Source organism: Gordonia sp. UCD-TK1, assembly GCF_001691435.1.
GTDB lineage: Bacteria > Actinomycetota > Actinomycetes > Mycobacteriales > Mycobacteriaceae > Gordonia > Gordonia hongkongensis.
This window is the reverse complement of record NZ_LZMP01000001.1, coordinates 134,755-147,508: the sequence shown is the minus strand read 5'-3', so window position 1 is coordinate 147,508 and position 12,754 is coordinate 134,755. Positions and strand designations below refer to the sequence as shown.

Annotated in this window: 10 protein-coding genes; 6 read left to right on the top strand and 4 right to left on the bottom strand. The window is 69.8% G+C overall.

All coding sequences use genetic code 11. The features are described 5' to 3' along the window. Window positions 1-22: 22 nt before the first annotated feature. The 5 genes from dxr to A9310_RS00645 all read left to right on the top strand — a co-directional run bounded on the left by dxr (window position 23) and on the right by A9310_RS00645 (window position 6,506). Window positions 23-1,198 carry a 1-deoxy-D-xylulose-5-phosphate reductoisomerase gene (gene dxr, locus A9310_RS00665; protein ID WP_065628974.1) on the top strand — a complete coding sequence of 392 codons (1,176 nt, stop codon included), beginning with the start codon at window positions 23-25 and terminating at the stop codon, window positions 1,196-1,198. Between the two features lie 51 nt (window positions 1,199-1,249). Next, the gene (locus tag A9310_RS00660; RefSeq protein ID WP_065628973.1) at window positions 1,250-2,479 is read left to right on the top strand and encodes an RIP metalloprotease; all 1,230 of its coding nucleotides are present in this window, start codon (window positions 1,250-1,252) and stop codon (window positions 2,477-2,479) included. Between the two features lie 70 nt (window positions 2,480-2,549). After that, window positions 2,550-3,737: a flavodoxin-dependent (E)-4-hydroxy-3-methylbut-2-enyl-diphosphate synthase gene (gene ispG / locus A9310_RS00655; protein WP_065629080.1), complete on the top strand. Its 1,188-nt coding sequence runs from the start codon at window positions 2,550-2,552 to the stop codon at window positions 3,735-3,737. A 32-nt stretch (window positions 3,738-3,769) separates the two neighbouring features. Continuing rightward, on the top strand, window positions 3,770-4,606 hold the full coding sequence (locus tag A9310_RS00650) for a GNAT family N-acetyltransferase (RefSeq protein WP_065628972.1): 837 nt from the start codon (window positions 3,770-3,772) through the stop codon (window positions 4,604-4,606). 58 nt (window positions 4,607-4,664) lie between these two features. Then, complete coding sequence (locus tag A9310_RS00645; RefSeq protein ID WP_065628971.1) at window positions 4,665-6,506, top strand: penicillin-binding transpeptidase domain-containing protein; 1,842 nt, start codon at window positions 4,665-4,667, stop codon at window positions 6,504-6,506. 27 nt (window positions 6,507-6,533) lie between these two features. Here the strand turns inward: A9310_RS00645 and A9310_RS00640 are convergent, their stop codons facing one another. The 3 genes from A9310_RS00640 to A9310_RS00630 are packed head-to-tail and all read right to left on the bottom strand — an operon-like array spanning window position 6,534 to window position 9,486. Beyond that, entirely contained in the window at window positions 6,534-7,337 is an 804-nt protein-coding gene (locus A9310_RS00640) for a heme ABC transporter ATP-binding protein (protein WP_065628970.1), read from the bottom strand. After that, window positions 7,331-8,467, bottom strand: a complete 1,137-nt coding sequence (locus A9310_RS00635; protein WP_058250109.1) for an iron ABC transporter permease — start codon at window positions 8,465-8,467, stop codon at window positions 7,331-7,333. The genes A9310_RS00640 and A9310_RS00635 overlap by 7 nt, the downstream gene beginning before the upstream one ends. Continuing rightward, entirely contained in the window at window positions 8,464-9,486 is a 1,023-nt protein-coding gene (locus tag A9310_RS00630) for a hemin ABC transporter substrate-binding protein (protein WP_065628969.1), read from the bottom strand. Before A9310_RS00630 ends, A9310_RS00635 begins: the two co-directional genes overlap by 4 nt. 120 nt (window positions 9,487-9,606) lie before the next feature. Between A9310_RS00630 and map the strand changes: the two genes are divergently transcribed. Continuing rightward, window positions 9,607-10,470 carry a type I methionyl aminopeptidase gene (map, locus tag A9310_RS00625; protein ID WP_058250111.1) on the top strand — a complete coding sequence of 288 codons (864 nt, stop codon included), beginning with the start codon at window positions 9,607-9,609 and terminating at the stop codon, window positions 10,468-10,470. A gap of 42 nt (window positions 10,471-10,512) precedes the next feature. Here the strand turns inward: map and A9310_RS00620 are convergent, their stop codons facing one another. Beyond that, the gene (locus tag A9310_RS00620; RefSeq protein WP_254661141.1) at window positions 10,513-12,726 is read right to left on the bottom strand and encodes a protein kinase; all 2,214 of its coding nucleotides are present in this window, start codon (window positions 12,724-12,726) and stop codon (window positions 10,513-10,515) included. Window positions 12,727-12,754 lie beyond the last annotated feature (28 nt).

The following is a 12,754-nucleotide window of genomic DNA, read 5'->3' as shown; positions in this document are numbered from 1 at the left end:
GAGGATGGTCCAGAATGGGTGCGTGCCCACACGCGTGCTGATTCTCGGCTCCACCGGTTCCATCGGCGTCCAGGCTCTCGAGGTGATCGCCGAGCATCCGGATCGTTTCGAGGTCGCCGGTCTGGGTGCCGGCGGGTCGAATCCCGATCTGCTCGCCGATCAGGCCGCCGCGTTCGGCGTGCCGGCCTCGCGGATCGCCGTCGCGGACGCCACGCGGGCGGACGAGCTCACCGAACGCCTCGGCGACCGGGTCCTCGGCGGTGCCGACGCGATGTGCGACCTGATCGACGCCGTCGCCGCGGACACCGGGGTGGATGTGATCCTCAACGCCGTCGTCGGCTCGATCGGCCTGGCGCCCAGTCTCGCCGCACTCCGATCGGGTGCCCGGCTCGCGCTGGCCAACAAGGAATCACTCGTCGCGGGCGGGGCACTGGTCCTCGACGCCGCTGCGCCCGGGCAGATCGTCCCGGTCGACTCCGAGCATTCCGCGATCGCACAGTGTCTGCGCGCGGGGACGGCCGCCGAGGTGGACCGACTGGTCCTCACCGCGTCGGGTGGCCCGTTCCGCGGATGGACCCGTGCGCAACTCGAGGACGTCACGCCCGAGCAGGCCGGCCGACATCCCACGTGGTCGATGGGCCCGATGATCACGCTCAACTCCGCGACCCTGGTCAACAAGGCCCTCGAGGTCATCGAGGCGCACCTGCTGTTCGACGTGGACTACGACCACATCGACGTCACCGTCCACCCGCAGTCGATCGTGCACTCGATGGTGACCTTCGTCGACGGGGCGACGGTGGCGAAGGCCTCACCGCCGTCGATGAAGTTGCCCATCGCCCTGGCCCTGGGATGGCCGGACCGGGTGCCCGGATCGTCGACGGCCTGCGACTTCTCGRCTGCGTCGTCGTGGACATTCGAGCCTGTCGACGACGCGGTGTTCCCGGCGATCGAGCTGGCTCGACGCGCCGGTGCGTCGGGAGGCAGCCTGACGGCCGTGTACAACGCCGCCAACGAGGCCGCCGCAGCCGGGTTCTTCGCAGGTGCGATCCGGTTCCCACGCATCGTCGAGGTCATCGAGGAGGTGCTCGGCGAGGCAGATCAGTGGCACCGAACGCCAGGTACTGTGGAAGAGGTCTTCGCCGCCGATCGGTGGGCCCGGGATCGCGCTGCGCAGCTGGTCGCGGCCGCATCCGTCTGATCGGCGGCCCTCGTGAGCGGGTACGCCCCGTGATCCGGATGGAGTAGGTACGTGAGTTTCGCGATCGGCGTCACGCTGTTCGCCGTGGCGCTGTTGCTGTCGGTCGCCTGGCATGAGTGCGGCCACATGTGGGCCGCGCAGGCGACGGGCATGAAGGTCCGGCGGTACTTCGTCGGCTTCGGTCCCACGATCTGGTCCACCCGGCGCGGCGAGACCGAGTACGGGATCAAGGCGCTGCCGCTCGGCGGTTTCTGCGACATCGCCGGGATGACCCCCCACGAGGAACTCGCCTGGGACGAGAAGGACCGGGCGATGTACAAGCAGAAAGCCTGGAAACGCCTGGTCGTGCTGTTCGCCGGACCGGCCCAGAACTTCCTCCTCGGTTTCGTCCTCATCATCATCGTCGGACTGACGTTCGGCCTGCCTAATCTCAACCCCGGCCCGACTCCGGCAACCGTCGGCGAGACCCAGTGCGTCCCGTCGACGATCACCATCGAAGGCAACAAGCAGACCGACGCGCCCTGCACCGGCACCGGCCCGGCGGGCGCCGCCGGGCTGCTCCCCGGTGACGACATCGTGGCGATCAACGGTCAGCCGGTCGGGCAGGCGTCGGATCTGACCCCGGTGATCCGCGAGTCCAGCGGCCCGGTCGCGCTGACGGTCGACCGCGACGGTCAGCGACTCGACCTGACGATGACCCCCGAGCCCACCACTGTGACGGCGACGAACGCCGACGGCACCTCCGAGACCCAGACCTACAACATGGTCGGCATCGCCTACGACGTCCCGCCGAACGTCATCACCTACAGCGGCCTCGAGATCGTGCCCGGCGCGATCGGATTCACCGGCGAACTGGCGGTCGAGACCTGGAACGCGCTGCTGTCCCTGCCGTCGAAGATCGGTGCGCTGTGGACGGCGGTCACCGGCGGTGAGCGCGCCCTCGACACCCCGGTCAGCGTGTACGGCGCCTCGGTGCTCGGCGGTCAGGCCGTCGAGCGTGGTCTGTGGGACATGTTCTGGATGCTCCTGATCAGCATCAACTTCTTCCTGGGACTGTTCAACCTGGTCCCGCTCCTCCCGCTCGACGGCGGCCACATGGCGATCGTGGGCTACGAGAAGGGCCGCGACACCGTGCGGCGCTGGTTCGGCCGGGCACCGGGTGGGGCCGTCGACTACTACAAACTGCTCCCGATCACCTACGCCGCCGTGGTGATCATGGCCGGCTTCATGGTGCTCACGCTCACCGCCGACATCATCAACCCGATCAACCCGTGGCAGTGACCCGGACGATCCGGGTCGCCGTCTGGCGCCGAATACCACCAGAGAACCGAAACCCCCAGAGGTGAACGAGATGAACGCCCCGACTCCCGCGACCGCTGTGCCGATCGGACTCGGCATGCCCGCCGGACCACCGCCGGTGCTCGCCCCGCGTCGGAAGACCCGGCAGTTCTTCGTCGGCTCGGTCGGCGTCGGCAGCGACCACCCGATCTCGGTGCAGTCGATGACGACCACCAAGACCCACGACATCAATGCCACGCTGCAGCAGATCGCGGAGTTGACGGCCTCGGGGTGCGACATCGTGCGCGTCGCGTGCCCGCGTCCCGAAGACGCCGAGGCGCTGCCGATCATCGCCAAGAAGTCCAAGATCCCGGTGATCGCCGACATCCACTTCCAGCCGAAGTACATCTTCGCCGCGATCGACGCCGGCTGTGCCGCCGTGCGCGTCAACCCGGGCAACATCAAGGAGTTCGACGGCCGGGTCAAGGAGGTCGCCAAGGCAGCCGGTGACGCCGGGATCCCGATCCGGATCGGCGTCAACGCCGGGTCCCTCGACAAGCGGATCCTGCAGAAGTACGGCAAGGCGACCCCGGAGGCGCTCGTCGAGTCGGCGCTGTGGGAGGCCGGGCTGTTCGAGGAGCACGGCTTCGGCGACATCAAGATCTCGGTGAAACACAACGACCCGGTGATCATGGTGGAGGCCTACCGCCAGCTCGCCGCCGCCTGTGACTACCCGCTGCACCTCGGGGTCACCGAGGCCGGGCCCGCCTTCCAGGGCACGATCAAGTCCGCCGTCGCCTTCGGCGCGCTGCTCAGCGAGGGCATCGGCGACACCATCCGGGTGTCCCTGTCGGCCCCGCCGGCCGAGGAGATCAAGGTCGGCGACCAGATCCTGCAGTCGCTCAATCTCCGCCCGCGCAAACTCGAGATCGTCTCGTGCCCGTCGTGCGGCCGCGCCCAGGTCGACGTCTACAAGCTGGCCGACGAGGTCACCGCCGGACTCGAGGGCATGGAGGTCCCGCTGCGCGTGGCCGTGATGGGGTGCGTCGTCAACGGCCCCGGTGAGGCCCGCGAGGCCGACCTCGGCGTGGCCTCCGGGAACGGCAAGGGGCAGATCTTCGTCAAGGGCGAGGTCATCAAGACGGTTCCCGAGGCGCAGATCGTGGAGACCTTGATCGAAGAAGCGCTGCGAATCGCCGAGGAAACAGGAGAAACTGGAGACGGTACTCACGTGGGCCCGCCCGTGGTGACCGTTTCCTAGGTCGGCGGCAGGCTCGAGAGGGAGGAGCGGCGTTGCTGAAGCTACTGGGCGACAAGCCGCTCGGCGCTCGTGATGCGGCTGCTGTCGAACGTGTCCTCACCTCGGACCCGGTGGCGATGTGCATGGTCGCGGCCCGCTTCGAGACGCACGGGATCAACCCTCGGCTATTGGGCGGCGAGCTGTGGACCGCGCAGAATCCCGCGTCGTCCCTCTGCTTCTCCGGCGCCAACCTGATCCCGCTCACCGGTTCGCCCGAGGATCTCGACTACTTCTCCGACCGCGCCATCGCCGGACCGCGGGCATGCTCCTCCATCGTCGGCCGCGCCGACCTCGTGATGCAGATGTGGGAACAGATCGAGCCGGTGTGGGGTCCGGCGCGTGAGGTCCGGCCGGTGCAACCACTGCTCGCCCTCACGTGTTGTGCAGCGGTACCCGCTGACCCGCTCGTGCGGCTGGTGACCCTCGACGACCTCGACGCGTACATGCCCGCGGCCATCGACATGTTCATCGGCGAGGTCGGCGTCGATCCGACGGCCGGCGACGGCGGTCGTTCCTACCGTCGGCGCCTCGCCTCGCTCATCACCGCGCAGCGGGTGTTCGCTCGCTTCGACGGCCCCGACGTCGTGTTCAAGGCCGAGATCGGCTCGCTGTCCCGCCGGGTCGGCCAGATCCAGGGAGTCTGGGTGGATCCCGACCGGCGCGGTGAGGGACTGGGACTGGGTGGTACCGCGGCCGTCGCCGAGGCCGTCGCCGCTCACGGCCGCATTCCGAGTCTGTACGTCAACAGCTTCAACGTGACCGCGCGCGCGGTGTACGACCGCATCGGGTTCACCGAGGTCGGCACCTTCGCGACCGTCCTCGTCGACTGAGCGCCCGCCCCGCGTGGCGTCGCGGGATTCCGGCCGGGCCACCCTAGACTCGACTGCGATGTGGCGCATGCGAACTCGATGGACCCCGGCGGTGATCGTCGCGGTGTGTGCTGCCGTGACGGTGGCCACGGTCGGTTGTTCGGCTTCCGAGGACGACGGGCCGCGCCGCGCCGCGGAGCGCTTCCTGCAGGCCTACGCCGATCGTGAGGTCGCGTCCGCGGCGGCGCTGACCGACACACCCGCTGCCGCGGAGTCCGCGATGGAGTCGGCCTGGGCCGGACTGGGTGCCGAGGCGCTCGAGTCGCAGGCCGGGCGGGTCCGCGTCACCGGGGACACCGCCGAGGTGGACGTCGATTACACCTGGGCGCTGCCGCGGGGCCGCGACTGGGCCTACGACGCCACCCTGCGGATGGGCCGGTCCGACGACGGCTGGGCGGTGCGCTGGGCGTCGACGAACATCCATCCGAAACTCGGTGCCGATCAACGCCTTTCGCTCCAGATCGTCGAGGCGCCGCGCGCGACGGTCAACGAGTCCGACGGTTCGGAGGTGATGGTCAACGGCACCGTCGTGGGCGTCAACTTCGATGCGACCGCCGCCGCCGAACAGGGCGCGTCGGTCGCCGAGTCGGTGACCGGTGCGGTCGCGGTACTGCGCCGGTTCAGTCCCTCGCTCAACGAGCAGACGATCATCGAACAGGTCACTGCGAACCGGCAGCAGTACCCGCTCGCCCGGCTGTCCCACGACCAGTTCGACCGCTTGCGCGACCAACTGGCGATCCCCGGCGTCGTGACCAACGAACAGGCCGAACTGGTCCCCGAGGACCCGAGATTCGCGCCCGCCCTGCTGACCGAGGTCAAGAAGGTCGTCGACTCCGAGGTGTCGGGGCGGGCGGGCTGGCGGGTGGTGACGGTCAACCCCAACGGCCTCGACGCCGACGTCCTCGCCGACCACGACCCGGACCCCGCGCCGGCGGTCTCGTTGAGTCTGTCGCGGACGGTGCAGAACGCGGCCCAGCGAGCGGTCAACGCCACCAACCGGTTCCAGATCGCGCTGGTCGTCGTGCAGCCGTCCACCGGCCGCATCCTCGCGGTCGCCCAGAATCCCGCGGCCGACCGGTCGGGGCCCATCGCGACGACCGGTCTGTACCCACCCGGGTCGACCTTCAAGATGGTGACCGCCGCGGCCGCCATCAGCCATCGGATGGCCACCCCCGACACCCCCGTCGGATGTCCCGGCGCCATCCAGATCGGTCCGCGCCTGATCCCGAACTACGACGGGTTCTCGCTGGGGACGGTGTCGATGCTGCGGGCGTTCGCGCAGTCCTGTAACACCACGTTCGCCAAACTCGCCAGCGAGATGGGGCCGTCGGATCTCGCGCACGCCGCGGCCGCGATGGGCGTCGGACAACACTACGAGATCGCCGGCCTCGATGCCGTGTCCGGCTCGGTGCCGATCGAGAACGAACTCGTCGCCCGCAGTGAGGACGGCTTCGGGCAGGGCAAGGTCCTCGTCTCGCCGCTGGGGCTGTCCCTGGTGGCCGCCACCGTTGCGAACGGTCGGAAGGCCCCGGTGCCGCAACTCATCCTGGACAAGCCCACGAAGGTCGAGGGACCGACGCCCACGATGGCACCCGAGGTCTACGCCCAGCTGCGCCCGATGATGCGTGAGGTCATCACGAGCGGTACGGCGTCGGTGATCGACGGCCAGGGTGCGGTGTTCGGCAAGACCGGTGAGGCGGAGTTCGCCGGCGGGTCACACGCCTGGTTCGCCGGCTACCGCGGCGACATCGCGTTCGCCACCCTCGTCGTGGGCGGCGGTGACTCGAACAACGCGGTGGCCGTCACCCGCGACTTCTTCGCCGGTCTCGGTCCGGGCTACGCGGTGCGCCCTCTCTCCTGAGACGCCCTCACCAGTGCGCACCATCTTCTAGGCGCTACCGGGTGTCCGGACGGGGAGAATCACCCGTCGCCCGGCATGCTCGATCACCTCGACGGGGTGGTCGTAGGTGTGGCTGAGCAGGTCGACCGTCATCACCTCCGACGTCGGCCCGATCGCGAGCAGCCGGCCGTCCTTCATCACGGCCACCCGGTCGGCGTAGGCGGCGGCGAGGGTGAGGTCGTGCACCACCAGCAGCACGGCGTTCCCGGCATCGCGGTGGACGCGCAGGATGTCGAGAACCTGCTCCTGATGGTGGATGTCGAGTGCCGCGGTCGGCTCGTCGAGCATCATGACGGGGGTGTCCTGGGCGAGGGCACGACCCAGGGAGACGCGTGCCTGCTGGCCGCCGGAGAGTTGTCCGAACGGGCGGTCGGCGATGTCGCCGAGCTCGCACAGTGCCATCGCGTCGGCGATCACGGCGGGGGAGTTCGCCGCGCGCGGTGTCCGCAGCCACGGGTAGCGGCCCATCGCGACGACCTGGGACACGGTGAAGGGGGTGTCCACCCGGTTCTGCTGGGTCACCAGCGAGCGGTGGCGGGCGAGTTCGCGCATCGAGGTCGTCGCGACGTCCCGGCCGTCGACCTCGATGTGGCCGCGCTGCGGTGTGCGGGTACCGGACAGCGCCGACAGCAGCGTGGACTTGCCACATCCGTTGGGACCGACGAGGGCGACGAGTTCACCACGGGAGACGTCGAGGGTCACCTCGCTCACCACCTCGCGTCCGCCGAGCACGACCGAGACGTCTCGTGCGTGGATGCCCGGGGTCGTCGTCACGGCGGTTTCGGTCACCATCCGGCACCCGCGTGACGGCTGCGACGCAACAGGATGAAGAAGACCGGGCCACCGATCAGGGACGTGAACATGCCGAGCGGGAGGTCGGCGTCACCGAGCATCGTCCGGGCGGCGAGGTCGGCACCGGTGATGACCAGCGCTCCACCGATCACGCTGGTGGGTAACAGGATCGCGTGGCGCGGTCCGACGATGAGGCGCATCACGTGCGGCACGATGAGGCCGACGAAGGCGATGATCCCGGCGAAGGCGACCGCCGCGGCGGTCAGCACCGCGGTGAGCACGATCGCCTGCCGGCGGACGGCCTCCACGTTCACGCCGAGGGAGGCGGCCTGGATGTCGCCCAGCGCGAGCAGATCGAGCTTCGAGACCAGGAACAGGCAGGCCGCGACACCCACGACGACGAGCGGTGCGACGACCCAGATCTCGCTCCAGGTGCGTCCGGCGAGCGAGCCGAGCTGCCAGAAGATGATCTGCTCGCGGGCGGCGGTGGTGGCCACGAAGGTGAGGAACGCGATGATCCCGGCCGCGAACGCGTTGACCGCGATACCGGTGAGCACCAGCATGATCGCCGACGACGACCCGTCGCGAAGGGACAACACGTACACCGCCGCCGCGGTGATGAGGCCGAACACGAAGGCGGCCCCGGCGAGAGCCCAATTGCCCGCCGCGCCACCGGCTCCGGCGGTCCCGCCGGCGAGCACGATCATCAGACAGGCGCCGACCGCGGCGCCGGAGGAGACGCCGATGATCCCCGGTTCGGCCAGCGGGTTCGCCAGCACTCCCTGCAGGAGGCAACCCGCGGCGCCGAGCGCGGCTCCGACGAACAGTCCGAGCACGATGCGCGGGAAGCGCACATTCCACAGCGCGCCTTCGCCGTTCGGGTGGGAGGGGAGCGGTCCGAGATCGAGGTGGAAATGGTGGGCGAGGCTGCCGAGCACCTCGAGCGGCGGCACCGACACCTTTCCGGTGCCCGCGGACACGATGACGAGCACGACCAAGGCGACCAGCATCACCGCCACCACCGTGAGGTCACGGACCCGATGCGACGTGCCGGCCGGGGGAGCGACGACGGCCGACGGGGTAGTCGGCTCGGTCGCCGGGTCCGTCGTGGTCCGCGCTGGGTCGGTCATGCGTAGATCGACCTCGCCAGCGCACCCAGCACCAGTCCGACCTCGGGGCCGAACGCCAGGATCTGACTCTCGTCCATCTGCACGACCCGTCCGTTGCGGCCGGCCTCGGTGTCGGCCACACCCGGCAGGGTCAGCACTCCCTCGGGTCCGCCGACGGTGGCCGCACCCTGGGTCATCACGAGGATCACGTCCGGGTCGGCCGTGATCATGGCCTCGGCGCTGATCGCGGTGAACGCGCCGGTGAGATCGGCTGCCGCGCCGGCATCCCGGCCGCCGAGCGCCTCGATGAGGTCGTCGGCACCCGATCCGGGCCCGGCCAGCAGCAGCAGGTTGCGTCCGCGGATGTAGAGGAACGCCATGGTGGGATCTCCGGACGGATCCGGGACCAGCGCGCGCGCCTCCTCGATCTGGGCGTCGGTCCGGGCGACGAGCTTCTCGCCGGCATCGGCGACACCAAGTGCGGCTGCGACCGAGCGGATCAGGGTGTCGTTCGACTCCAGATTGCGGGCGGCCGGGAACACGACGACCGCGACGCCGGAGTCGCGGATCTGGTCGACGGCGGCGGTGGGCACAGTGGACTCGCTGACGAGCAGGACGCTCGGGTCAAGGGCGAGAACGGATTCGGCGCTGAGGCTGTGTCCGCGGTTGGTCACCACCGGCAGCGATCTCGCCGACGGGAAGGCGGTGGACGTGTCGCGCCCCACCACGTGGGACCCGAGTCCGAGGGCGTACACGATGTTGCCGAGGGTTCCGTTGATGTCCACGGCGATGATCCGGTCGGCATCGGCGACGGTCACGTCCCCGTACCGGAGCGAGTCGACGGTGGCGGGCAGCCGGGGTGCGGGGTTCTCGACGACGGGGGTGACGTCGGACTCCGCGAGCGTCGCAGTCTGCGGGCCGTCGCGCAGATGCGCGCCCGGCGAGTGCCGCTCCTGCTCGATCGGGGTGACGAAGCACGCCGACAGGCTCAGCACGGTCAGCACCATCACCAGCGCCGCCGGTAACCCCCTCGTCCGCACCGCACACCTCCATCGTCGACTCCGATGCCCTCCCATCGGCTCCTCCCGGCGAGCTTAGTGACGTTCGCCGCGGTGTCCGCCCACGGGCCTCGCCGCGACGGGCCGGGATAGTCTGGTCGCATGCCAGTTCGCAGTGCCCTCACGCCGGGGATCGTGTCGCCCATCCGGTCCGTGCCCGACTCCATCGAACGTCCCGAATACGTGTGGAAGCCGACGGTGAACGAGGGCCATGAGCCCTGGGTGCAGACCGCCGAGACGATCGAGAAGATGCGCATCGCGAGCAAGATCGCGGCCAACGCACTCGCCGAGGCGGGCAAGGCCGTCGCCCCGGGCGTGACCACCGACGAACTCGACGCGATCGCGCACGAGTACATGATCGACCACGGTGCCTACCCGTCGACCCTGGGCTACAAGGACTTTCCGAAGTCGTGCTGCACCTCGCTGAACGAGGTGATCTGCCACGGCATCCCGGATTCGACGGTGATCGAGGACGGGGACATCGTCAACATCGACGTCACCGCCTACATCCACGGCGTGCACGGCGACACCAACGCGACCTTCCTCGCCGGCGACGTGGACCAGGAGGCCGCCGATCTCGTCGAGCGGACGCGGATCGCGACCGAGCGGGCCATCAAGGCCGTGAAGCCGGGTCGCGAGCTGAATGTCATCGGTCGGGTCATCGAGTCCTACGCGAACAGGTTCGGCTATACGGTCGTGCGCGATTTCACCGGCCACGGCATCGGTGAGACCTTTCACAACGGACTGATCGTGCTGCATTACGACGAGCCGAACGTCGACACGGTCCTCGAACCCGGGATGGTCTTCACCATCGAGCCGATGATCAATCTCGGCGCACTGCCGTGGGAGATGTGGGACGACGGCTGGACCGTGGTGACCGCCGACCGCCGGTGGACCGCGCAGTTCGAGCACACCCTCGTCGTCACCGACGACGGCGCCGAGATCCTCACTGTGCCGGACAACTGACATCGGGCCCGACAACTGAGGTTCGGCCGACAGCCGAGACGTTCAGGCGGGGAAGCGGACGGGTTGCGGTTCGCTGCTCGTCGTGGTCGTCCCGTTGCCGAGCTGACCCTGGCCGTTGAGGCCCCAGCAGTACATCTCGTCGTCCGCGACCGCGCACACGTTCGCCGAACCGGTGGTGACTTCGGTGACCCCCGACAGTCCGTTGACGCGGTCGGGGCTCTTGTCCGGCTGATCGCTGCGCGAACCCCAGCAGTAGGCGGAGCTGCCCGCGGCGGCGCATCCGCCATAGGCCGCCGTGGACACCTCGGTGGCCCCGCGGACGTCGATGCGGGTCGGGGTCCGCCGGTTCTGCTCGGTACCGTCGCCGAGTTGGCCGCTGGTGTTCTGGCCCCAGCAGAACACGCCGCCGGAGCCGGCGACCGCACACGTCGAGTACAGGCTCGTGCTGATCGACGTGGGCGAGTCGAGTCCGAGGACCCGGGTCGGGGTGAGGCGGTCGAGTGTGGTGCCGTCGCCGATCTGGCCTTCCCGGTTGTTGCCCCAGCAGTACGCCGAACCGCCGGCGATGGCGCAACTCGTGGTGTGCGACGTGGACACGGCGGTCACGTCCGAGAGACCGGCGACGCGGGTGGGCACGTCCACCGACCCGGTACTGCCGTTGCCGACCTGGCCGCTCGCGTTGTTGCGCCAGCAGTAGGCGTCGCCGTCGCTGATCGCGCAGATCGTCAGCCCGACCGACACCGCCGACACCCGGGACAGGCCGGACACCTTCGTCGGCAGCGGCACGTTCTGCCCGGGCGGTCCGATCCCGTAACCCCAGCAGTAGAGGTCTCCGTAACTGATCGCGCAGGTCGTGCCGAGGCCGCCCATGCTGACCGCCGAGACGTCGGAGATGCCGGTGACCGGGACCGGGCGCGGGCGGTCGGTGGTCGTACCGTCGCCCAGCGTGCCCCGTTCGTTGTCGCCCCAGCAGTACAGCTCGGCCTCGCGCACCGCACACGTGCTGTCGCCGCTGGAAGCGATGGACTCGAACTCATCGCTGCCGGTGGAGGATCCGCCGGAACTGCTCGGCGCCGTCGTCGATGACCCGGCGACCGGCGCCGTCCCTGGACCCGACCCCGATCCGCTGAGGGCGATCGCGGCCCCGACGACACCGACGACGAGGACGACGACACCGAGCACCGCGGCGACGATCCACGCGGTGCGTGAGCCCGTTCCCCGTGACCCCGGGCCGGGTCCGTGGGGTCCGCCGGGCCCGGTCACATATCCGGGTGGTGGACCCGGCGGCGGTCCGCCGGGACCGTACGCCGGGAACGGTGGGTGACCGCCAGGTGGCTGGGCACGGTGGGCCACCGGGTGCACCGGCGCCTGCTGGGTGGGCGGCGGTGGGGAGAACGGACGGCCGGGTGCCTGCGCCGCGACGACGGAGGGCGCCGTCGACGCGATCTCGACCGCCCGGGCGAGCGCCGCGGCAAACTCGGAGCAGGACGCGAACCGGTCGGCGGGGTTCTTGGCGAGGGCGCGCGCGAACACGGCATCGACGTGGACAAGGTCGGGGCGGCGCTCGGAGATCCGCGGTGCGGGCGTGTTGACGTGGCCGGCGATCAGGGCCATCGGGGTCTGCCCGGGGTAGGGCTGCGATCCGGTGAGCAGCTGGAACGTCGTGCACGCGAGCGCGTACTGGTCCGACGCCGGGATCGCCGGTTCGCCGGTGAGGATCTCGGGTGCGGCGTAGGCGAGGGTGCCGACGAACAGGTTGGTCGCGGTCATCTTCGCGCCGTCCATCAGGCGGGCGATGCCGAAGTCGAGCACGGTGACCCGGGTGATCCGGCCGTCGGGGCCGCGGGCGACCACGATGTTCGCGGGTTTGATGTCGCGGTGGATGACGCGCCGGGTATGGGCATAGTCGAGCGCGTCGGCGACCTTGCCGACGACCGTCACCACGTCGTCGACCGGCAGGGCCGACGCGGCGGCGAGGTCCTCGCCTTCGAGGTAGGACATCGAGAACCACGGGCTGCCGTTCTCCACGCCGTGGGTGTAGACCGTGACGATGCCGGGGTGATCGAGGGCCGCGGCGGTGCGGGCCTCGTTGCGGAACCGCTCGGCGAAACTGGGATCGGCGGGGTTCGGCGAGATGATCTTGAGGGCCTCGCGGCGGCCCAGGGTGGGGTGTTCGACGAGCCAGACCTGTCCCATGCCGCCGCGCCCGAGCATCGAGAGGACGCGATATCCGGCGAACACGGACCCGGGCTTCACGACCTCCACGTCCGATGACCCCCTCGAC

What these genes read in the sequence shown, in the direction of transcription:
- ispG (WP_065629080.1), top strand. Translation starts at nt 2,550, where the DNA reads ATGAACGCCCCGACTCCCGCGACCGCTGTGCCGATCGGACTCGGCATG.
- A9310_RS00645 (WP_065628971.1), top strand. Translation starts at nt 4,665, where the DNA reads ATGTGGCGCATGCGAACTCGATGGACCCCGGCGGTGATCGTCGCGGTG.
- A9310_RS00640 (WP_065628970.1), bottom strand. Translation starts at nt 7,337, where the DNA reads ATGGTGACCGAAACCGCCGTGACGACGACCCCGGGCATCCACGCACGA.
- A9310_RS00635 (WP_058250109.1), bottom strand. Translation starts at nt 8,467, where the DNA reads ATGACCGACCCAGCGCGGACCACGACGGACCCGGCGACCGAGCCGACT.
- map (WP_058250111.1), top strand. Translation starts at nt 9,607, where the DNA reads ATGCCAGTTCGCAGTGCCCTCACGCCGGGGATCGTGTCGCCCATCCGG.